The 20,090-nt window shown below is 63.8% G+C and carries 20 protein-coding genes; 10 read left to right on the plus strand and 10 right to left on the minus strand.

The annotated features are described in order from the left end of the window. Positions 1-19: 19 nt before the first annotated feature. The 3 genes from ACE3PH_RS08690 to ACE3PH_RS08700 form a co-directional block, all read right to left on the minus strand. Positions 20-799 (minus strand): metallophosphoesterase, encoded by a 780-nt coding sequence (locus ACE3PH_RS08690; RefSeq protein ID WP_374317940.1) that lies wholly within the window; start codon positions 797-799, stop codon positions 20-22. Positions 800-806: 7 nt separating this feature from the next. Then, on the minus strand, positions 807-1,526 hold the full coding sequence (locus tag ACE3PH_RS08695; protein ID WP_374317942.1) for a UPF0149 family protein: 720 nt from the start codon (positions 1,524-1,526) through the stop codon (positions 807-809). 117 nt (positions 1,527-1,643) lie between these two features. Further along, complete coding sequence (locus ACE3PH_RS08700; protein WP_374317944.1) at positions 1,644-2,387, minus strand: glutathione S-transferase family protein; 744 nt, start codon at positions 2,385-2,387, stop codon at positions 1,644-1,646. 114 nt (positions 2,388-2,501) lie between these two features. Between ACE3PH_RS08700 and ACE3PH_RS08705 the strand changes: the two genes are divergently transcribed. After that, positions 2,502-3,752, plus strand: coding sequence for a polyhydroxyalkanoate depolymerase (locus ACE3PH_RS08705; protein ID WP_374317946.1), 1,251 nt, complete (start codon positions 2,502-2,504; stop codon positions 3,750-3,752). Positions 3,753-3,778: 26 nt separating this feature from the next. Here ACE3PH_RS08705 and ACE3PH_RS08710 read toward each other — a convergent pair whose 3' ends face one another. The 4 genes from ACE3PH_RS08710 to ACE3PH_RS08725 all read right to left on the minus strand — a co-directional run bounded on the left by ACE3PH_RS08710 (position 3,779) and on the right by ACE3PH_RS08725 (position 8,269). Next, positions 3,779-5,719, minus strand: a complete 1,941-nt coding sequence (locus ACE3PH_RS08710; RefSeq protein WP_374317948.1) for a propionate--CoA ligase — start codon at positions 5,717-5,719, stop codon at positions 3,779-3,781. Between the two features lie 136 nt (positions 5,720-5,855). Next, positions 5,856-6,041 (minus strand): hypothetical protein, encoded by a 186-nt coding sequence (locus tag ACE3PH_RS08715; RefSeq protein ID WP_374317950.1) that lies wholly within the window; start codon positions 6,039-6,041, stop codon positions 5,856-5,858. A gap of 13 nt (positions 6,042-6,054) precedes the next feature. After that, the gene (gene lpxC, locus ACE3PH_RS08720; protein ID WP_374317952.1) at positions 6,055-6,990 is read right to left on the minus strand and encodes a UDP-3-O-acyl-N-acetylglucosamine deacetylase; all 936 of its coding nucleotides are present in this window, start codon (positions 6,988-6,990) and stop codon (positions 6,055-6,057) included. An 85-nt stretch (positions 6,991-7,075) separates the two neighbouring features. After that, positions 7,076-8,269, minus strand: coding sequence for a class I SAM-dependent methyltransferase (locus ACE3PH_RS08725; protein WP_374317954.1), 1,194 nt, complete (start codon positions 8,267-8,269; stop codon positions 7,076-7,078). Positions 8,270-8,288: 19 nt separating this feature from the next. Here ACE3PH_RS08725 and ACE3PH_RS08730 point away from each other — a divergent pair, with 19 nt between their 5' ends. Together ACE3PH_RS08730 and ACE3PH_RS08735 are read left to right on the plus strand one after the other, a co-directional pair. Further along, positions 8,289-9,062 (plus strand): SDR family oxidoreductase, encoded by a 774-nt coding sequence (locus ACE3PH_RS08730; RefSeq protein WP_374317956.1) that lies wholly within the window; start codon positions 8,289-8,291, stop codon positions 9,060-9,062. A gap of 7 nt (positions 9,063-9,069) precedes the next feature. Next, a complete protein-coding gene (locus ACE3PH_RS08735) occupies positions 9,070-9,441 on the plus strand; it encodes a dihydroneopterin aldolase (RefSeq protein ID WP_374317958.1) in 372 nt (123 codons plus the stop codon). Between the two features lie 15 nt (positions 9,442-9,456). Here ACE3PH_RS08735 and ACE3PH_RS08740 read toward each other — a convergent pair whose 3' ends face one another. Next, positions 9,457-11,067: a hypothetical protein gene (locus ACE3PH_RS08740; RefSeq protein WP_374317960.1), complete on the minus strand. Its 1,611-nt coding sequence runs from the start codon at positions 11,065-11,067 to the stop codon at positions 9,457-9,459. Positions 11,068-11,202: 135 nt separating this feature from the next. On the opposite strand from ACE3PH_RS08740, the gene ACE3PH_RS08745 reads away from it, so the two are divergent. Continuing rightward, on the plus strand, positions 11,203-11,892 hold the full coding sequence (locus ACE3PH_RS08745) for a response regulator (RefSeq protein ID WP_374317962.1): 690 nt from the start codon (positions 11,203-11,205) through the stop codon (positions 11,890-11,892). 430 nt (positions 11,893-12,322) lie between these two features. Here the strand turns inward: ACE3PH_RS08745 and ACE3PH_RS08750 are convergent, their stop codons facing one another. Next, positions 12,323-12,694, minus strand: a complete 372-nt coding sequence (locus ACE3PH_RS08750; protein ID WP_374317963.1) for a hypothetical protein — start codon at positions 12,692-12,694, stop codon at positions 12,323-12,325. 664 nt (positions 12,695-13,358) lie between these two features. Between ACE3PH_RS08750 and ACE3PH_RS08755 the strand changes: the two genes are divergently transcribed. From ACE3PH_RS08755 to ACE3PH_RS08775, 5 genes are all read left to right on the plus strand, one after another. Continuing rightward, complete coding sequence (locus ACE3PH_RS08755) at positions 13,359-13,775, plus strand: sensor histidine kinase (protein ID WP_374318420.1); 417 nt, start codon at positions 13,359-13,361, stop codon at positions 13,773-13,775. A gap of 79 nt (positions 13,776-13,854) precedes the next feature. Further along, positions 13,855-14,808 carry a tRNA 2-thiocytidine(32) synthetase TtcA gene (gene ttcA / locus ACE3PH_RS08760; protein ID WP_374317964.1) on the plus strand — a complete coding sequence of 318 codons (954 nt, stop codon included), beginning with the start codon at positions 13,855-13,857 and terminating at the stop codon, positions 14,806-14,808. Between the two features lie 28 nt (positions 14,809-14,836). After that, the gene (locus ACE3PH_RS08765; protein ID WP_374317966.1) at positions 14,837-15,421 is read left to right on the plus strand and encodes a DUF4136 domain-containing protein; all 585 of its coding nucleotides are present in this window, start codon (positions 14,837-14,839) and stop codon (positions 15,419-15,421) included. Between the two features lie 27 nt (positions 15,422-15,448). After that, complete coding sequence (glmU, locus tag ACE3PH_RS08770; protein WP_374317968.1) at positions 15,449-16,843, plus strand: bifunctional UDP-N-acetylglucosamine diphosphorylase/glucosamine-1-phosphate N-acetyltransferase GlmU; 1,395 nt, start codon at positions 15,449-15,451, stop codon at positions 16,841-16,843. A 13-nt stretch (positions 16,844-16,856) separates the two neighbouring features. Next, the gene (locus ACE3PH_RS08775; RefSeq protein WP_374317970.1) at positions 16,857-17,534 is read left to right on the plus strand and encodes a hypothetical protein; all 678 of its coding nucleotides are present in this window, start codon (positions 16,857-16,859) and stop codon (positions 17,532-17,534) included. Here the strand turns inward: ACE3PH_RS08775 and ACE3PH_RS08780 are convergent. After that, on the minus strand, positions 17,525-18,022 hold the full coding sequence (locus ACE3PH_RS08780) for an Lrp/AsnC family transcriptional regulator (protein WP_374317972.1): 498 nt from the start codon (positions 18,020-18,022) through the stop codon (positions 17,525-17,527). The two genes, ACE3PH_RS08775 and ACE3PH_RS08780, sit on opposite strands and share 10 nt — an antisense overlap. A 151-nt stretch (positions 18,023-18,173) precedes the next feature. On the opposite strand from ACE3PH_RS08780, the gene glmS reads away from it, so the two are divergent. Further along, positions 18,174-20,057 carry a glutamine--fructose-6-phosphate transaminase (isomerizing) gene (gene glmS / locus ACE3PH_RS08785; protein WP_374317974.1) on the plus strand — a complete coding sequence of 628 codons (1,884 nt, stop codon included), beginning with the start codon at positions 18,174-18,176 and terminating at the stop codon, positions 20,055-20,057. Positions 20,058-20,090 lie beyond the last annotated feature (33 nt).

A 20,090-nucleotide genomic window follows, 5' to 3' on the forward strand; every position in this document is an offset into this window, starting at 1 on the left:
TACCCGAGGCTCGGGGGCGTCAAAGCCTGACGCAGCGCAGGCCGTCGTAGCCGTCGGCCTCGCCCTTGAAACTGTGTCCGCGCGCATTGCTGACGACGCGGGTTTCGCCCTGGGCATGCGCCACCACATAGTCGTGCCGGCAGTGCAGGTGGCCATGAATCCACAGGGCTGCATGCGGCAAGAGCGCGTCATCGGCATTGCAGAAGCTGGCCGTGCCAGGCTGGCGTCCATAGCGGGGGTCGGCGCTGCGCAGGCTGGGGCCGAAGTGGGTGATGGCCACGGTCACGTCCCATGGCGTGGCGGCGGTGGGCGCTTCTCGCAAGGTGTCCGCCAGCCAGGCCCGGCTGGACAGGGCCTCGTCGCGCACGGCCGCAGGGTCGAAGGGCGCACCATGGCGGCTGGCCCGCATCACCCTCACGTAGTAGCTGGCAGCCCGCATGGCCTTGGCGCGGTGCTGCTCGCCAAAGAGATCAAAGTCTGACCAGCGCGTGGTGCCCACAAAGCGCACCCGTCGGCCATCCGGCGCGTTGAGGATGCAGTGGTCACGCTCCAGCATGATCAGGCCCAGCTCGGCACAGCGTGTGCGCAGGCCGGCCAGTGCTTCGTCCACATCGCGCTGGTCGAACTCGTGGTTGCCTGGCACATAGAGCACGGGCACAGGCCAGTTGGCAAACAGGCTGAGCCCTTGCCAGGTGCTGTCGACGTCACCTGCCACGACGAGCACATCGGCCCCCGGGGCGGGCTCGGGTTGGAACACCTCGGTTTCGAGGTGCAGGTCCGACAGGATCTGGATGTTCAAGCTGGACTCAGTCCTTGCCGTGGCACTGCTTGAACTTCTTGCCGCTGCCGCAAGGGCAGGGGTCGTTGCGGCCCACCTTGGGCTGTTCGTGCTTCACGGTGGTGACCTTGTGGCGCTCGGCAATGCCGACCTGAGCCAGGTCGACCACGTCGAACACCAGCGCCTGGATGGCTTCATCCAGATTGCGCAGCGGGTGTTCCTGGTCAAGTGCCTTGGTCATCTCACGCTGGGTTTCGTCCTGATCGGGCAGGTGGCGCCAGATCGAGTCCAGCAGATCGGGCACGCCAGCGGCGCCGAGGTCTTCCAGTTGCGGGAAGTTGGCCAGCGCCCACTCGAAGCCGGCAGACCAGTAGCCCAGGCCTTCGAGCGCATCCTTGCCGGTCAGCAGGTTGCCTTCTTCGTCTTCCAGCTGCGGCACGATCGGGTCGAACCAGCCTTCTTCCAGAATGCCACGCAGCACTTCGTCCTTGCGGCGCTGGATCAGGGCCAGCAGACGGCTGTGCTGGGCTTCGGTCCAGCCGTTTTGGCCTGGCACCGGCAAGCCGGCTTCGCCAAAGATGGGCGGCAGCCACTGCTCGGGTTCGATCTGGATCGGTTGCACGATCACGCCGGCCAGGTAGCCATCCAGCATCACGGCGTCGACCGCTTCATGCGGTGCGGGCACGGCTTCGAGCAGCGTGTCCAGTTCGTTGATTTCGGCGTCGGAGAGCTTGGGGGTGGGCTTCATGGATCGGTCTGGCGCGGTGGCGCCCGAAAAAGGTGTGCAAGACCGCCATTGTGCCGGCAACGGGGCAGTGTGGTGCGTCTGCCCCAGTTCGGGGCCATGTTGCCCCGCTTCAGGGAATCAGAACTCGACGTCGAGTTCGTCGATGTTGTCGATCTGTTCCGCCTTGGCGGCCTTGATCCACTCTTTCATTTCGGGCTGGCCCAGCATGGTGTTGCAGTAGGCCCGGCACACCGGGTCGAGCTTGACGTCGTAGGTGGTGAAGCGGGTGCAGACCGGTGCGTACATCGCGTCCGCGATGGTGCGTTGCGAACCAAACAGGAAGGGGCCGCCATAGGCGTCCAGGCAATCACGCCAGATGGTGCAGATGCGGTCGATATCGGCTTGGGCGCGCGACCAGATCTTGAAGCCGGGGAAGTGCCCCCGCAGGTTCATGGGCAGGGACGAGCGCAGGGCGGAGAAGCCCGAGTGCATTTCGCCGGAAATGGCGCGGCACAAGGCGCGGGCCTGCGGGTCGGCTGGCAGCAGGTGGGCGTCCGGGCAGGTTTCGTTGAGGTACTCGGCGATGGCCAGGGTGTCCCATACCTTGATGCCCTTGTGGGTGAGTGCCGGCACCAGAATGGACGAGGACAGCAGCAGGATTTCGGCCCGGGTGCTGGGGTCGTCTGGCGGCAGCACGTGCTCGGTGAAGTCGAGGCCTGCAAATCGGGCCAGCAGCCAGCCGCGCAGCGACCAAGACGAGTAGTTCTTGCTGGTGATGGTGAGGGTGGCGTCGCTCGGAACAGGGGGCTTGGCCTTGGGAGCCGGCGCCTTGGCCGTCGGGGTCTTGGCGGAACGGGGGCGCGTGGGGGCGGTGGTGGCCATGGCGGTCGGTTCGTGCTGCGACAAAAGGTAAAACCCGAAATGCAAGGCACGTGCCATGTCGAATGTGGCGCGTAACTTGCTGGTCCTGTCCTGAATTCCTCACAGGACCTGTGCATGTTGTATTCAAGCTATCAGGCCCAGCACACGATGCTGGAACCCTGGCGTGTCATGGCCCGCGGCGTATCCGACTGGATCCATCAGATCCTGCCGGACGGCCCCAGTCAGCCGACCCCGCATGAACTGGCTGCGGGGGGCATGTTTGCCCGCAGCGTGGCCGCGGTCAACGATGTCTTTTCGCAATTGGGCATGACGCATGCCCGTCCGTCCTACCAGATCGAGTCGGTGGTCTCACAGGGCATGACGTGTGGCATCACCGAAGAGCCGGTGTTGGTCACCCCCTTCGGGACCTTGCTGCATTTCCGCAAGGACCGCGACCTGGAGCAGCCGCGGGTGCTGCTGGTGGCGCCCATGTCAGGGCACTTCGCCACCTTGCTGCGTGACACGGTGCGTACCCTGCTGCAGGACCACGATGTGTACATCACCGATTGGCACAACGCCCGCGATGTGCCCCTCAAGCACGGTCGCTTCGGTCTGGACGAGTACACCGAACACCTGATCCGCTTTCTGGAGCGCATGGGCCCGGGCTCGCACATGGTGGCTATTTGCCAGCCCTGTGTGGCAGCGCTGGCCGCCACCGCGCTGATGGCGCAGGACGCCCACCCGGCCCAACCCCGCAGCCTGACCTTGATGGCCGGGCCGGTTGATTGCCGCGTGAACCCCACCGGCGTCAACGAACTGGCAACCAGCAAGTCGATCGACTGGTTCCGCGAGAACATGATCTACACGGTGCCGCTGGGCCAACGTGGTGCGTTCCGCAAGGTCTACCCGGGTTTCGTGCAGGTGTCGGCCTTCATGAGCATGAACATGGAGCGCCACATCAAGGCCTTCCAGGACATGTATGTGGCCTTGTCGGAAGGGGACCATGCCAAGGCCCGTCACACACGCGATTTCTACGAAGAGTATTTCGCGGTGAGCGACCTGCCGGCCGAGTTCTATCTGGAAACGGTCGAGAAGGTGTTCCAGACTTACGACTTGCCGCGTGGCGTGCTGGCCTGGCGCGACACCGTGGTCGACCCGAAGGCCATTCGCCGCACGGCGCTGTTCACGGTCGAAGGGGAGCGCGACGACATCTGTTCGGTCGGGCAGACGGTGGCGGCGCAGGACCTGTGCACCGCGGTGCGCCCCTACTGGCGCAACCACCATGTGCAGACGGGTGTGGGCCACTATGGGGTCTTCAGTGGCCGCCGCTGGCAAAACGAGATCTACCCGCGTGTGCGGGATGTGATCCACCAGACGGCTGTCTGAGCGTTAACCGCCTGGTGGGGCAAGGTTCAGTTGCCTCGCTGGACGACGTCCTTGATGTGCTGCAGGGCGGTTGGGTCTTCCAGTGTGGTGAGGTCGCCCGTGTCGCGGCCTTCGCACACCGCCAGCATGGCGCGGCGCAGCAGCTTGCCCGAGCGGGTCTTGGGCAAGGCGTTGACGAAGTGCACGCGCGCCGGGCGGGCCACGGCCCCCAACTGGCTGTCGACCGTGTGCATCACGTCCTTTTCCAGGGCCTGGCGGTCGGCATCGCTGGCCACGCGGGCGGGGTCGCGCACCACCACGAAGGCATGGGCGACCTGGCCCTTGAGGCTGTCCGCCACCCCGACCACGGCCACTTCGGCCACACCGGCATGGCTGCTGATGGCCTCTTCGATTTCACGGGTGCCCAGGCGGTGGCCGGCCACGTTGATCACGTCGTCGGTGCGCCCCAGGATGAAGTAGAAGCCGTCGGCATCGCGGATGCCCCAGTCGAAGGTGTTGTAGACCTGACGCTTGAAGGTGCTCCAGTAGGTCTTTACGAAGCGGGCATCGTCACCCCAGACGGTTTGCAGGCAACCGGGGGGCAGCGGGCCCTCGATGGTCAGCACACCCTTCTGATTGGGCTCGGTCAGGTCTTCGCCAGTGAGGTCGTTGAGCAGCTTGACGTTGTAGCCCAGCATGGGCACGCCGGGTGAGCCAAAGCGGGTGGGTTGATCCGGCTGCACACCGCGGGCCACGCTCAGGATGGGCCAGCCGGTTTCCGTCTGCCAGTAGTTGTCGATGATGGGCTTGCCGATGGCATCGGCGATCCAGCGGGCGGTGGGCTCATCGAGCGGCTCACCCGCCAGGAACAGATGCTTGAGCGAGGACAAATCGTGGCGCTTGAGGCACTCCGGGTCCTGCTTCTTGAGCACACGGATGGCCGTGGGTGCCGAGAACATCACGCTGACCCTGTACTTCTCGACCATGGACCACCAGATGGCGGCATCAGGACGGATCGGCAGGCCTTCGTAGACGATGGTGGCCATGCCGGAGATCAGCGGGCCATAGACGATGTAGCTGTGGCCCACCACCCAGCCGATGTCGCTGGTGCACAGGAAGGTTTCACCTGGCTTGCCGCAGTAGATCTGCTCCATGGAGGCCGCCAGCGCCACGGCATAGCCGCCGGTGTCACGCTGCACGCCCTTGGGCTTGCCGGTGGTGCCACTGGTGTAGAGGGTGTAGCTGGGGTGGGTCGAATCCACCCACTCGCAGGGCACCTGCGCATCCATGTGAGCGGCACGCGCTTCGGCATAGTCGACATCGCGCGGGCTGAGCATGGTGGCTTCAGCCAGGCCGCGGTTGACCATCAGCACCCGCTCTACCTTGTGGGCAGACAGTTGCAGGGCTTCGTCGAGCAAGGGCTTGTAGGGCACCACCTTGCCGCCGCGTGAGCCCGCGTCGGCAGACACCACCACCTTCGGTGTGGCGTCTTCGATGCGGCTGGCCAGCGAGTGGCTGGCAAAGCCGCCAAACACCACCGAGTGGATGGCGCCCAGCCGCACCGTGGCGAGCATGGCCACCACGGCTTCGGAAATCATGGGCATGTAGATCAGCACCCGGTCACCCTTGCGCACGCCGAGGCTTTGCAGGATGGCTGCCATGCGCTGCACTTCGACGTGCAACTGGGCGTAGGTGAGGATCTCTTCCTTGCCGGTTTCGGTTGAAACGTGGATCAGCGCGGGCTGGTCGGGGCGCGCGGCCACATGCCGGTCGACGGCGTTGTGGCACAGATTGGTCTGCCCCCCTGCGAACCAGCGCGCAAACGGCGGTTCGCTGTAGTCGCATACCGTGTCGAAAGGGCGGTGCCAGTCGATGCGCTTGGCTTGCTCACCCCAAAAGCCGTCGCGGTCATGGATGGAGCGACGGTACAGTTCTTCGTAGTTCATGGCGTCTCCTCGGTCGCTCTTGCGGCCGAACAGACTGCTCATGACACCTGCCCGACTTCCTGCTTTGGCGAACCTTGCTTTGATGTCCGCATCGTAGGAGGAACAACCCTGAGTCTGTCAGGGGGTTTGCCCGGGGTTTTGTATAGGATTTTCGGACTACTGGGGTGTCCGGACGGGGTCAGATGAACATGGCACCGCGTCGCAGCACCAGGGCGCCGAGCACCACCAGGATCGCCACCACCAGCCATTTCAGCAGGGCCTTGCTGGCCCGCTGCCACAGTGCGTCGCCGGTGAGTTGATGCAGCAATTTGCTCAGCAGCACACCCAAGGCGAGCAGGGCCAATGCCCGATACAGCAAGCCCATGTGTCCGCCGGGCTTACCAGGCCGGGGCCAGTTCGGCCATGCCGCGAGGCGCCCGGGCTTCGTCCTCGAAGGTGACGATGTCGTAGGCCGTGCTGTCCGCCAGCAGTGCGCGCAGCAGCACGTTGTTGAGCGCATGGCCCGACTTGAAGGCGGTGTAGCTGGCCAGCAGGGCGTGGCCGGCCACGTACAGGTCGCCAATCGCATCGAGGATCTTGTGCTTCACGAATTCATCGTCGTAGCGCAGGCCATCGCTGTTGAGCACCCGGTAGTCATCCACCACGATGGCGTTGTCCATGCTGGCGCCCAGGCCCAGGCCTCGCGCACGCATGGTTTCCACATCCTTGGTGAAACCGAAGGTGCGGGCGCGGGCAATGTCGCGCTTGTACTGGCCGGTGCTGAAGTCGAACTCGACCCGCTGGCCAGTCTGGTCGACCGCCGGATGGTCAAAATCGATCTCGAAGGTGAGCTTGTAGCCGTGATACGGCTCCAGGCGGGCCCATTTCAGAGCGCGGCCTTCGCCTTCGCGCACCTCCACGGGCTTGAGCACCCGGATGAAGCGCTTGGGCGCCTTCTGCAGCTCGATGCCGGCGCTCTGGAGCAGGTAGACAAAGGCAGCAGACGAGCCATCGAGGATGGGTACTTCTTCGGCCGTGATGTCGATGTAGACATTGTCGAGCCCCAGCCCGGCACAAGCCGACATCAGGTGCTCGATGGTGTTGACCTTCGGGGCGCCTGGGTCACCACCGGGCGAGATGGTTGTCGCCATGCGGGTGTCACACACCGTCTTGGCATTGACCGGGATGTCGACCGGATTGGGCAGGTCGACACGACGGAACACGATGCCGGTGTCGGCGGGCGCGGGGCGCAGCGTCAGTTCGACGCGCTGGCCACTGTGCAGGCCAACGCCAACGGCGCGGGTCAATGATTTGAGGGTGCGTTGTTGCAGCATGGGCAGCATTATCCGGTTTTGCACCAATCTTGGGTGTTCCCAGGGGCTTTCATTGCACGGATTTGCTTGTCGGCAGCCTTTCTTTTCAGAGCGTATGGGTGCGGTCGCCCTCGTCGAAGCCGATGGCATCGAACCACTCACCCTTGACGAAGCCGATCACCTTGAACAGTTCGCCCATCTCGTGCTCGGTGAGCAGCATCTGCACGGCTGCGCGTGTCTTGAAGTCTGCGGCCGAGGTGCTTTCCGGCTGTCCTGCCGTGCCCATCTGGGCCAGCAGCCCGCAATTGATCAGAAAACGCGCCTGCGTGGTGTAGCCGAGCACTTCCCAGCCACCTTCCTGTCCGGCCAGGGCAATGCCGGTGAAGTTCACATGGGTGGTGATGTCCTTTTCGCCCACGTGGGTCAGCGGGTCAGGGTCACTCTGGTGCAGGTGGTGGCACATGATCGTGCCGCCGATGCGCTGGGGCAGGTAGTACTCAGCTTCCGGGAAGCCGTAGTCGATGAAGAACGCGGCGCCGCGCGTCATCATGCTGGCCAGAGTGGAGATGAAGGCTTCGGCTTCGCCGTGGCTTTCCACCACGGTGCCGGGCACGAACTCGGCATCGGTGTGTTCGGTGCTGGGGCGTGCCCCTTCAGGCGCCGGCTGGTCCACCCAGGCAAACACAGGGGCTTCCGGGGTGTCCTCGGGGGCCAAGCCCACGCCGCGTTCCTGCCATTGTTCGCCACTCCAGCGCAGCAGGTGCACCGGCATGGCGTCGAGCACCTCGTTGCCCACGACCACGCCTTCCAGCGTCTCGGGCAGGCTGTCGGCCCAGACCACCTTGTGGACCAGCTCAGGCAGGGCTTTGCGCAACCGCTGGTGCTGGCGGTCACGCAAGGTGCCGGACACATCCAGAATCGTGTAGCGGCGGATGCGGCTGCCCAAGGTCCCCAGCAACTGCTCGGCCAGGGCCCCTGAGCCCGCGCCAAATTCCCAGACCTCGTCGGTTCCGGTGGCATCCAGCGCCTGCTCGACCTGTTTGGCCAGCGTCTGGCCGAACAAGGGGGTCAGTTCGGGGGCGGTGACGAAATCGCTGCCATCTTCCGGGGTACGGCCCAGAATGCGGCGACCACCGCTGTAGTAGCCCAGACCGGGGGCATACAGGGCAAGCTCCATGAAGCGCTCGAAGCGCATCCACCCACGGCGCTCGATGATCTCGTCGCGGATCATGCGGGCCAGGGGGTGTGGATTGAGGGGGGCGGCCACTACACTGTGGTCCTTGGATTCTGGGCGATGCATCCCTTATTGTAGAAAGTTCATGGCAGATCACATTTCCGCCCCCAAGGCCGTCCTGGTGACCGGGGCTGCCAAACGGCTTGGCCGCGAGATCGCCCTGACGCTGGCGCGACAGGGATGGCGCGTGGCCGTGCATTACCGCAGCTCCGTGGCCGAGGCTGACGCCACGGTGGCGGATATCCGTGCCCTGGGCCTGGATGCGGTGGCCTTGCAAGCCGATCTGTCTGACGAGGTGTCGTGCCGGCGCCTGATCCCGGCAGCGGTGCAGGCCCTGGGGCAACTTGATGCCGTCGTCAACAGCGCGTCGGCGTTCGAGTTTGACGACGCCAGCACCTTCACCTATTCCATGCTGGAGCGCCACCTGCGTGCCAACACGGCACCGGCGGTGGTCCTGGCGCAGACTTTGTACGAACACTTGCGTTCCCGGCCCGACGCACAGGGTGCGGTGGTGAACCTGCTGGACCAGAAGCTGTGGAATCCGAACCCTGATTTCCTCAGCTACACCCTGTCGAAAGCGGCGCTCGAATCGGCCACTACCTTGCTGGCGCTGGCACTCGCCCCGCGTGTGCGGGTGGTGGGTGTGGCACCCGGCCTGACGCTGACCAGTGACTGGCTGCAAGGCGAACGCTTTGAGCAGTTGCACAAGCTGTCACCCCTTGGGCGCTCGTCTACAGCAGAGGATGTGGCGGCCACCGTGGCGTTTGCGCTGGCCAATCGCTCGATGACGGGCAGTACCGTGTTGGTCGATGGCGGCCAGCACCTTCAGCGGTTTGACCGCGATTTTTCAAAAATGTGAGGCGCCCATGTCGCTGACCAAAGGCACCCAGACCCTGAACCTGACCGGCTTGCGTTTCAATGCCAGCCTGGGCGTGCTCGACCACGAAATCAACAACCCCCAGCCCATCCAGGTGGATGCCGAGCTGAACATGGGCACGCAGCCCTTGCTGCCGCGAGATGACGAGATCCACCATGTGCTGGACTACCGCCGCGTGCGCGCCATCATCATCGAAGAGTGCACCGCCAGCCACGTGAACCTGCTGGAGTCCCTCATTGGCAAGCTGTGCCTGCGTTTGATGGGCCTGCCGGGCGTGCTGGGGGTGCGGGTCAAGATTGCCAAGCTGGAAATTTTCGAGGACTGCGAAGTCGCCATTCGCATGGAAACCGGGCAGTGGTGATGCCCGGTCTGTCCATCAGCGTCTGAAGTCGCAGGCGTACTCCACCGTGTCGCCCGTTCCAGCCGGGCCGATCTCGCGGAACGACACGGTGTAGGCCCCAGCGTAGAAGCTGGCATCGACCCAACGGATATAGCCGTCCGAGCCGCTGAAGCCTCCGCCGGGCAGATTCAGCTTGTAGCCTTTGACATACTCCGATGTGGTGGCATCACCTGGAGAGACCAGGGCGATCTCGATGTCCGCATCAAGTGTCCGGCCGACCAGTGTCAGGGCGTGGCTGGGTGATTTGCCGTCTACCGTCAGCACCACGGCGCCATCGCTCTTGACTTCCATTGAGCAGGTCTTGTTGGAGAGGTTGCTGGCGACGCAGCCGTTGGCGGTGGCAGCGGTGGTGCAGCTGCGGTAGTAGCCGCCGCCAGTGGCGAGACCGGTGTGTGTCCCGACGAAGGCGCTGATGTTGTTCAGCGTCAGGTCCAGCCAGGTGGTCGCGTAGGTGCCGATCAAGTTGAGCGTGCCGGTGGAACGCGTGAAGCTTTCCAGCGGGATCGTGGTGGCGATCTGGCCCGATGGCGCTCGACACAGCAGCCCCTTGAGGGTGCCGCCGACATGGGTCGTGGCCGCAATTTCGTAGAGGCGAGGCGAGCCGCCACCCAAGGTTGTGAAGTCGAACTTGACGACACTGCTGCCGGCGGCGCTCGGCACACCATTGCTGGCTGCACCATCGGCAGCCTGCATGCGGACCTGTGCGCCATTGAGTGCGTTGACCCGGTCTTCCGTATCACCACTGAATGTGGCGCTGATGGTGGTGCTGCCCGCACTGACCGTCAGGGTGCCATCGGCATAGCTGTAGCTGCAGTCGGTGCCCACGGCCTCGGCTGCGCCATAGTTCTTGACCGTGCCCGACAGCCCTTGCAGCAAGGCCACATCGGCAGGCACCTTGTTTCGACCGAACAGGGTGCCCGTTCCGCCGCCTGAACCGGTATCAGCCTCTACCAGGCCAGGCAGGCTGCCCGCCACGCTCTCGGCAACCAAGGCTTCCAGCGTCGTGCCATTGGCATCCAGGCGGGTGCCAATGGCATCCAGAATCTGGTCTTCGGCATCACCCACGGCAAACACGCCCGTGAGCGGATTGATCCCTGGCCGGTTCAAGCCAGCGGCCACCAGGTCGTCACCCAATGCCGTGACGGCTTGCCCAAGGACGCTTGCGGCTTGCCGTACCAAAGCTGGATCAAAGGTGTCAAAGACCGACGTGGGCGTTTGGCCTGCTGCCCGCGCCAGAATCAACTCCGTCAGCGGTGTGATGTTGATGCGACCCGCGTCCGTGGCCAGGCTGTGCAGCGTCACCGTGGGTGAGCCGCCGGTGACGCGCAGCACGCAGGGCAGGGTCTGGTTGCCGTCCAGCGTCAGGTCAAAGTGGCCATCGGCGGCCGTGGTTCCCGTGACATCCGGGCCGGAGGCGCAGCGTGCGGTCACGCTGGCGCCGGAGAGCGCAGCGCCGACTGCCGCTGTGCCGGTCAGTTCGGGGACTGCACTGTCGCTGCCGCCACCTCCGCCGCAACCCGTCAGAACGACTCCCAGGACGGCCGAGGTCATCCAGAACCATGCTCCCTGTGTGTATGGCTTGTTCATGTCAGTATTTCTGTGTGTTTCAACGACAGGTCACTTTGTTACAGGTTGGGTGCGGCTGTAGTCACATGAAGATGTGATCCCGAGTCTCGGGGGGGAGTAGATCGGGCGCAGGATTCGCCCTTTAGACTGCCCGGCATGAAGGAATCGCGTGCCGAAGCCATCCTCATCGTTGAAGACGATGTCGCCACCCAGAACTGGTTGGCGTCGGCCTTGCTCGCCATGCCAGATGTGCAGGTACATTGCTGCGCGACCGTGTCCGAGGCGGTGTCATGGCTGCACTCGAATAGCCCTGACATCGTGTTGACCGATCTGGGTTTGCCGGACGGTTCCGGCATCGATGTCATCGAGTGCGCCGTTCGGCTTCACCCGCGATCGGAGGTGCTCGTGATCAGCATCTTTGGTGACGAGGCGCATGTGGTCGCAGCCATCGAAGCGGGTGCCAGCGGATACCTGCTCAAGGACTCCAGCTTCGACAACCTGGGTGAGCAGTTGCAGCATCTGCGCGAAGGGGGCTCGCCCTTGAGCCCCCAGATCGCGCGAACACTGATCCGGCGCCATCGCGGTGCGGAGAGCCGTCCTCCTGTTTCGGACGCAGCGTCCTCCAACGGGGACGCACTTTTGACGGCCAGAGAGGTCGAGGTGCTGACCTTCATCGCGAAGGGATTCAGCTACCAGGAAGGGGCAGAGATGCTGGGCGTGTCGGCCAATACCGTGCGTACATACATCAAGCGCATCTATCAGAAGCTCTCCGTCAATTCCCGCAGTGAGGCGGTCTATGAATACAACCTGTTGAGAGCGGCTCAAGGTCGCCCACCCTTGACCTGATGGCTTGGCGCGCATGCCTTCTCTTGACACTGCTGCTGGCGCTGCTCGGTTTGAGCGGGTGCAAGTTGGCAGAGCCCTCAGGGCCGCGCGTGTTGGCGTTGGCCTTGGGCGATGCGTTGGCTACGGGAAACCAGTTTCAGACAGATCCACCTCTGGCTTTGTCGGGCTGGCAACCGGTGACCCTGCCGGATGCCTGGGATGCGCATCGCCCTGACTACCAGGGTTATGTGTGGTACCGGCTGCGCTTTGCGACACCTGCCGCATCTGACGGCGCTTTGGCCGTCTACCTTCCGTACGTCAGCATGAATGCCCGTGTGAACGTGAACGGCCACATGTTGGGGCAACAGGGCCGCATGGTGGAGCCGGTGACGCGGCACTTCTATACGCCGCTGCTCTTCAACCTGCCCGCATCCGCCCTCAAGCCACCGGGTCAACTCAACGAACTCCATGTGCTTGTCATGGGGTACCGGCAGTATCGAAGTGGCCTGGGGGTGGTGTACGTGGGTGATGCCGCTACCCTGCAAACATATTGGGGTGAACGCCACTTCTGGCAGAACACCGGCACGTTGGTGACCTCGGTGGTGGTGTTGAGCGTGGGGCTATACGGCATCTTGCTGTGGGCGCGTTCGCCGCGAAGCACCATGTTCGCGTGGTTCACTGTGGCTGCCCTGGTCTGGGGTGTCCGCAACCTGAATTTCGTTCTGGTCACAAGCCCGTTCTCTGCGACGTGGGACAACCGTTTGTGGAACCAGTGGTCATTGGTGGGGGCCGTCACCTTCGTGGGGCTGTTTGCGCTGTTCACCCTGGAGTACAGCCGATGGGTGCTTCGACAAGAAGCCTTGCCCTGGTGGCAGCGGGCGATTCCGCTGGCCTACGTGCTCGGCAGCATCGTCTTGTTGCTGATTCCCAGTGACACCGGGGCTGTTCGCCAGTTGTTCAAGCCACTCGGCATGGGCGGGTTGTTGTTGACGCTGTGGAGCCAGTGGCACTTGCTGAGCACTGCCGTCAAGGTCAGGTCATGGCCTGTGATTTCAGTGGCCTGCGCTGGGCTGGCTTATCTGGTGCTGATCATCAATGACCTGCAGGTGGCCAACGACCACGTCACGGTGGGGGGGCTGTTCCTGCGGCAATATGCGGCGGTTCCACTGTTCCTGTCGGTCACATTGGTCTGGACGCGGCGGTACTGGGAGGCCTTGCGGGAGGCTGAACACCTGTCAAACAGCTTGCAGGCGCAGGTGGATGCGCAGCGGGTCCTGCTGCAGAAGAACTTCGAACAACTGATGGAATCGGAGCGCGCGCGCGTGGTGTCCGGTGAGCGTGAGCGCCTGGTCAGCGACCTCCATGACGGTCTGGGGCTCCATCTGCTGACTGCGCTGCGGCTGGCCCGTTCGGAGGGCGTTCAGCCACAGGTGCTGGCAGACACCATTCAGGACTGCCTGGACGATTTGCGCGTTGCCATCGATTCGATGAGCAACCTGGATGAGCGAGATCCCGTTCTGATTCTGGGCAGCCTGCGTTTTCGTCTGGCGCCGCGTTTGCAGGCGGCCGGCGTGCAATTGGACTGGCGGGTGACAGGAGAAGTCGCTCCACAGCCCTGGCTGGACGCGCCCAATGCACTGCACCTGCTGCGCATCGTGCAAGAGGCGCTGACCAACGCGGTGCGCCATGGGCGGGCGACGCGGGTCCAATTGATGGTGGAGCCCCTGGGACAGGGGGTGCAGGTCTCCTTGATCGATAACGGGACTGGCTTTGATGTCCAGGCGGCCTCTTCGGGGTGTGGGCTCAACAGCATGCATCGGCGAGCCCAGATGCTGGGGGCCACGCTGCGCATTGAGTCACCCGCGAGCGGTGGCGTGGCGGTGATCCTGAGCAAGCCCCTCTGAGCATCTCTTTCGTGAATCTGGCCATCTCTTTGAAGGGAATGTGTGCGAGGGTTCGCGAGATCGGCGAAAATCCGCCCCCATGAGTCAAGCCACCGCCCCCCTGTCCGTTCTGCCGACCGAAGCCGACATCGCCGAAGAAGAAAAGCGTGCGAAGAAGCACGCCTTCGAGATGAACAAGCTCAGCAAGCGCCTGCACCGTGAGGTGGGCGAAGCCATCACTGACTTCAACATGATTGAAGACGGTGACAAGGTCATGGTGTGCATGTCCGGCGGCAAGGACAGCTACGGCATGCTCGACATCCTGATGAACCTGCAAAAGCGGGCGCCCATCCGGTTCGAGATCGTGGCGGTCAACCTGGACCAGAAGCAGCCCGGTTTTCCGGAACACGTGCTGCCGGAATACCTCACCAAGGTGGGGGTGCCGTTCCGCATCGAAGAGCAGGACACCTACAGCGTGGTCAAGCGCGTGGTGCCCGAGGGCAAGACCACCTGCTCGCTGTGCTCGCGCCTGCGCCGCGGCATCCTCTACCGCGTGGCCACCGAGCTGGGCTGTACCAAGATCGCCCTGGGCCACCACCGCGATGACATCCTGCAGACCGTGTTCATGAACATGTTCTTCGGTTCCACCCTCAAGGGCATGCCGCCCAAGCTGGTGACCGACAACGGTGAACATGTGGTGATCCGCCCGATGGCCTACTGCCGCGAAAAGGATCTGGCCAAATACGCCGAGTGGCGCGAGTTCCCTATCATTCCGTGTAATCTGTGCGGTAGTCAGGAAGGCCTGCAGCGTCAGCAGATGCGTGAAATGATCAACGAATGGGATGCGAAATTCCCCGGCCGCGTGGACAACATGTTCACCGCGCTGTCGAACATCATTCCCTCGCACATGATGGACCGCAAGCTTTATCCGTTCACCACCATCAAGGCGACCGGTACGCCCATGGCAGGCGGCGACATCGCCTTTGACGAGGAGGAAAACTGTGGACCCTCGGAAACGCCCGTCTCGATCATCAACATCCGATCTGGCGACTGAGCCAGCAGTGCTGTCGCGCCGAGCGGCCATGGGGCTGCTAGCGCTGTCTGCGGCCGGGCTCTTGTCCGGTTGCGCGGCGATGAAGTCGCTGTCCAGCGAGGTGTCGAGCTTTGGCACCTGGCCGACTACCCGGGCGCCCGGCGCTTATGCGTTCGAGCGCCTGCCCTCGCAGAAGGTCGATGTCGCCTCGCAGGACAAGATTGAAGCGGCAGCCGAGCCGGCGCTGGCGGAGGCCGGCTTCACCAAGGTGGAAGACGCTGCCAAGGCAGAATATGCGGTGCAGGTGTCGGCTCACGTGGTGAACATGCCGCCGCGTTACGTCGATCGGCCTGGTCCCTACTGGTACCCCAGCATAGGGGGGTGGTGGGGCTCCGGTGGCTGGAGTGGCGTGAGCTTGGGCATCATGGTCGAGCCGTCGACCAACCAGGTTCAGGTGGACCTGCTGGTGCGCGACCGCAAGACCAACGAGGTGCTCTATGAAACGCATGCGGTGCGTGAGCAGAACACCGGTTATGTGGACAAGGTGCTGCCCGCCATGTTTGCGGCAGCCCTGAAAGGGTTTCCCCAGGCATCGTCCGGCCCCAAGGTGGTGACCGTGCCGTACGAGCCTTGAGGCTGTTTGTAGAAGTTCAGGAATCACATGTCACTGTCGATCGTCATCATGGCCGCGGGCAAGGGAACCCGCATGAAGTCTGCCTTGCCCAAGGTGTTGCACCAGATCGCCGGGCGGCCCATGCTGGCCCATGTGATTGGCACCACCGCCAGCCTGGGGGCGGCGCGTGACATCGTGATCACTGGCCACGGTGCTGAGCGGGTCGAGGCGACCATGCGTGCCCTCTATCCGCAGGCGCCGCTCAATTTCGTGCGCCAGGAACCGCAACTGGGTACCGGTCACGCGGTCCAGCAGGCTGTGCCCTGTTTGCCGGATGAAGGCACCACGCTGATCCTCAATGGCGACACACCCCTGATCGAAGCCGCTACCGCACGGGCGCTGGTAGATGCCTGCCAGGGCGAGCGGCTGGCGCTGTTGACGATCAACCTGCCTGACCCGACCGGCTATGGGCGCATCGTGCGTGACGCATCGGGTGAGCGCGTGCTGGCCATCGTCGAGCACAAGGATGCCTCCGAGGCGCAGCGTGCCATCCAGGAGGTCTACACCGGCATGATGGCCGCCCCGACCCGCTTGCTGAAGAAGTGGCTGGGGCAACTCACCAATCAGAATGCGCAAGGCGAGTACTACCTGACCGACGTGGTGGCCATGGCGCAAGCCGATGGGGTGACCGTGGTGTCGGCTCAGCCGCGTGACGAAGTTGAAGTGCTGGGTGTCAACAGCCCCATGCAGTTGGCTGATCTGGAGCGTCGCCATCAACGGGCTCAGGCCGCGCGCCTGATGGAGCAGGGTGTGCGGCTGGCCGATCCGGCCCGCTTTGACCTGCGCGGTGTCTTGCAGTGCGGTCAGGACGTCGAGATCGATGTCAACGTGATCGTCGAAGGCGAGGTGCAACTCGGCCATAACGTGCGCATCGGTGCCAACTGTGTGCTGCGCAATGTGGTCATCGGCGACAACGTGGTCATCCACCCCTTCACCCACATCGATGGGGACACACAAGGGGCACAGGTCGGCGCGGGTTCCCTGATCGGGCCTTTTGCCCGTCTGCGCCCGGGGGCACAGTTGGGTGAAGAAGTGCACATCGGCAACTTTGTCGAGGTGAAGAACAGCACCCTGGCCAACGGCGCCAAGGCCAACCACCTGGCCTATCTGGGTGATGCGACCGTGGGTGAGCGAGTCAACTACGGCGCAGGCAGCATCACCGCCAATTACGATGGGGCCAACAAGCACCGCACCGTGATCGGCAACGATGTGCATGTCGGTTCCAATTGCGTGCTGATTGCGCCCATCACGCTGGGTGACGGCGCCACCATCGGTGGCGGCAGCACCATCAGCAAGGATGCCCCTGCCGGGCAGCTGACGGTGGCGCGTGCCAAGCAGATCTCCCTGGCAGGCTGGCAGCGGCCGCAGAAGGTCAAGCGCTGACGTCTGGCGCGCCATGAACCACTATGAACGTCTGAACATCACGCGGGATGCCCCACCAGCCGTGGTCCATGCGGCCTACCAGGCATTGGTGGCGTCGTGTGACGATGGGCAAGCCGATGAGGGCGACGACGACCCGGTCGGGCGCGCAGATCGGCATGAGCGGAGGGTCGCGCTCCATACCGCCCACGATGTGTTGATGGATGCGGCGATGCGCGCCGAATACGACGCGCAATTGTCAGACTCCCCCGTTGATATCGAGGTGCCCGTGGCGGCGGACGTGCCGTTTGCGGGCTATGTGGCTGCTGCTGCACCCGGTGGGGCCACTGTTCAATCCAAGTGGGTGGCTGGAGGCCTCGGTGTGCTGGTGGTGCTGGGTTTGATCATCTGGCTGTGGCAGTCGTTTGACGCTTTCAACCAGGGGCGCAGGCTGTCTGAGAATTTCTCGGCGCGCCCTGTGGGAAGCGTTGAGGTGGGGCATGAGCAGCCGACGGTGGATGAGTTGGCCCGCATGTCGGACGACGAACTCGTGAAAGTGCTCCCCACGCTGGATACCCATGCGCCACCTGCGGGGGCTGTGCCGCAGCGGCAGGGTGCCGCGATGACCAAGCCCCATCCGCTGGATGGGCAACCCCTGAGGTTGCAGACGGATCGCCGTCTGGTTGACCCGCTGGCGACCGACGCTCAGCCCTGATCCAGTCGCGTCAGCGGAATCTGCGTGCCGAACTTGGCGCGTTTCACGGCAAAGAAGGCGCGCACATTGCGCACATTGCTGTCTTCGGTGAAGAGCGTGCGGGCCAGCTCCTGGTAGGCCGGCATGTCGCGCACCTGGGCCACCAGCACAAAGTCAGGCCCGGGTGACACCCGCCAGCATTGCTGGATGTGCGCGTGGGCGCAGGCCTTTTGCTCAAAAGCGTCCAGGGCTTCCTGTGTCTGTGTGTCGAGGCTCACCTCCACCAGTGCGCTCAGGCCCCAGCCCTGCTGTTCAGCTACCCGGCCAGGGGACAGCACCGCCACCTGCTTGTCGATCAGACCGGTGTCCCACAAGCGTTTGACCCGGCGGTGGCAAGTGGCCGGCGAGATGTGCACGAGCTCGGCCAGCGCCAGGTTGGACAGCGTGGCATCGTGCTGAAGCAGGTCGAGCAATTGCCAGTCGATGGCATCCAGTTGGGTGGGTTGCATGGATAGTTATTTTGAATGCATGTACAAATTGGAAAAAAATTTCTCTGCATTAACTGGTTAGAAATTTAGTTCAAAAACAGGCGGAAATCAAAAAAACATTTCTCACGATAGCAGCTAGCATCCGCACAGTTTCTCTTTTGGAGTTCTGCTTATGTGCGGCATCGTTGGCGCTGTGGGTTCTCGCAACATCACCCCTGTTCTGGTCGAAGGTCTCAAGCGTCTGGAGTACCGCGGCTATGACTCCTGTGGCGTGGCGGTTCTGCAAGACGGGCAACTGCGCCGCTCGCGCAGCACCTCACGCGTGGCCGAACTCGACAAGCAACTGCATGCCGATGGCATCGAGAGCACGCTGGGCATCGCCCACACACGCTGGGCTACCCACGGGGCCCCGGCCGTGCACAACGCCCACCCGCATTTCTCGCATGGCACCGGTGCCGATGCCGCCCAATCCCGTCCAGGCCGCATCGCCTTGGTCCACAACGGCATCATTGAAAACCACGAAGAACTGCGTCGCGAGCTGCAAGCCAAGGGTTACACCTTCCTCAGTCAGACCGACACCGAGGTCATCGCCCACCTGATCGACCACCTCTACGACGGTGACCTGTTTGCCGCCGTGAAAGCAGCTACGGCGCGCCTGACGGGCGCCTACGCCATTGCCGTGTTCTGCCGTGATGAGCCGCAGCGTATCGTCGGCGCCCGCCAGGGCTCGCCTTTGATCCTGGGCGTGGGTGGGGTGGATGCCTCCGAGCGCTTCCTGGCCTCTGATGCGATGGCGCTGGCGGGGGTCACCGATCAGATCGTCTACCTGGAAGAGGGCGATGTGGTGGACCTGCAGCCGGGTCGCCACTGGATCGAGAACCTGGTGCCGGGCAGCGGCGAGCACCGCCGTGTCGACGCGGCCGAGCGTCCGGTGCGCACCGTCACCGCGCACAGTGGTGCGGTGGAGCTGGGTCCCTATCGCCACTACATGCAAAAGGAAATCTTCGAGCAGCCGCGCGCCATTGCCGACACGCTCGAAGGCGTGGTGTCCATCACCCCTGCGCTGTTTGGCGAGGGGGCAGAAGCCGTCTTCAAGGACATTGACCGTGTGCTGATCCTGGCGTGCGGTACCAGCTACTACTCGGGCTCGACCGCCAAATACTGGCTGGAGTCCCTTGCCAAGATCCCGACCAGTGTCGAGATTGCCAGCGAATACCGCTACCGCGACAGCGTGCCTGACCCGCGCACCCTGGTGGTCACCATCAGCCAGTCGGGCGAAACGGCAGACACCATGGCCGCGCTCAAGCACGCGCAAAGTCTGGGCATGCGCCAGACGCTGACCATCTGCAATGTGTCGACCAGCGCCATGGTGCGTGAGTGCAAGCTGGCCTATGTGACCCGCGCCGGTGTCGAAATCGGTGTGGCCTCGACCAAGGCCTTCACCACCCAGCTTGCGGGCCTCTTCCTGCTGACGCTGACCCTGGCCAAACTGCGCGGCCATCTGTCGCCCGAGCAAGAGTCGGCACACCTGACCGCCATGCGCCACCTGCCGGTGGCCTTGCAGTCGGTGCTGGCGCTGGAGCCGCAGGTCATGGCCTGGGCCGAGTCATTCGCGCGCAAGGACAACGCCCTGTTCCTGGGGCGTGGCCTGCACTACCCGATTGCGCTGGAAGGCGCCCTCAAGCTCAAGGAAATCAGCTACATCCATGCCGAGGCCTACCCGGCTGGCGAGCTCAAGCATGGCCCGCTGGCGCTGGTGACCGCCGAGATGCCGGTGGTGACCGTGGCGCCGCACGACCAGTTGCTGGAAAAGCTCAAGAGCAACATGCAGGAAGTGCGTGCGCGTGGCGGTGAGCTGTATGTGTGCGCTGATGCGGACACCCAGATCCAGGCCGAGCCGGGCATCCACGTGATCCGCATGCCCGAGCACTACGGTGCACTCAGCCCCATCCTGCACGTGGTGCCGCTGCAGCTGTTGGCCTATCACACGGCCTGCGCACGCGGTACCGATGTCGACAAGCCGCGCAACCTGGCCAAGAGCGTGACGGTGGAGTGAGTTGTTGTGAGGTCCGTGTTGGTGTTCTTTGCC

Source organism: Aquabacterium sp. (assembly GCF_041909175.1).
In the GTDB taxonomy this organism is placed as follows: domain Bacteria; phylum Pseudomonadota; class Gammaproteobacteria; order Burkholderiales; family Burkholderiaceae_C; genus Aquabacterium.

Coding starts and splice junctions, on each gene's coding strand:
- ACE3PH_RS08765 (WP_374317966.1), top strand. CDS start 14,837: ATGGGGCTGCTAGCGCTGTCTGCGGCCGGGCTCTTGTCCGGTTGCGCG.
- ACE3PH_RS08700 (WP_374317944.1), bottom strand. CDS start 2,387: ATGGCCACCACCGCCCCCACGCGCCCCCGTTCCGCCAAGACCCCGACG.
- ACE3PH_RS08740 (WP_374317960.1), bottom strand. CDS start 11,067: ATGAACAAGCCATACACACAGGGAGCATGGTTCTGGATGACCTCGGCC.
- ttcA (WP_374317964.1), top strand. CDS start 13,855: ATGAGTCAAGCCACCGCCCCCCTGTCCGTTCTGCCGACCGAAGCCGAC.
- ACE3PH_RS08695 (WP_374317942.1), bottom strand. CDS start 1,526: ATGAAGCCCACCCCCAAGCTCTCCGACGCCGAAATCAACGAACTGGAC.
- ACE3PH_RS08705 (WP_374317946.1), top strand. CDS start 2,502: ATGTTGTATTCAAGCTATCAGGCCCAGCACACGATGCTGGAACCCTGG.
- glmS (WP_374317974.1), top strand. CDS start 18,174: ATGTGCGGCATCGTTGGCGCTGTGGGTTCTCGCAACATCACCCCTGTT.
- ACE3PH_RS08735 (WP_374317958.1), top strand. CDS start 9,070: ATGTCGCTGACCAAAGGCACCCAGACCCTGAACCTGACCGGCTTGCGT.
- ACE3PH_RS08780 (WP_374317972.1), bottom strand. CDS start 18,022: ATGCAACCCACCCAACTGGATGCCATCGACTGGCAATTGCTCGACCTG.
- ACE3PH_RS08745 (WP_374317962.1), top strand. CDS start 11,203: ATGAAGGAATCGCGTGCCGAAGCCATCCTCATCGTTGAAGACGATGTC.
- ACE3PH_RS08775 (WP_374317970.1), top strand. CDS start 16,857: ATGAACCACTATGAACGTCTGAACATCACGCGGGATGCCCCACCAGCC.
- ACE3PH_RS08730 (WP_374317956.1), top strand. CDS start 8,289: ATGGCAGATCACATTTCCGCCCCCAAGGCCGTCCTGGTGACCGGGGCT.
- glmU (WP_374317968.1), top strand. CDS start 15,449: ATGTCACTGTCGATCGTCATCATGGCCGCGGGCAAGGGAACCCGCATG.
- ACE3PH_RS08755 (WP_374318420.1), top strand. CDS start 13,359: ATGAGCAACCTGGATGAGCGAGATCCCGTTCTGATTCTGGGCAGCCTG.
- ACE3PH_RS08715 (WP_374317950.1), bottom strand. CDS start 6,041: ATGGGCTTGCTGTATCGGGCATTGGCCCTGCTCGCCTTGGGTGTGCTG.
- ACE3PH_RS08725 (WP_374317954.1), bottom strand. CDS start 8,269: ATGCATCGCCCAGAATCCAAGGACCACAGTGTAGTGGCCGCCCCCCTC.
- lpxC (WP_374317952.1), bottom strand. CDS start 6,990: ATGCTGCAACAACGCACCCTCAAATCATTGACCCGCGCCGTTGGCGTT.
- ACE3PH_RS08710 (WP_374317948.1), bottom strand. CDS start 5,719: ATGAGCAGTCTGTTCGGCCGCAAGAGCGACCGAGGAGACGCCATGAAC.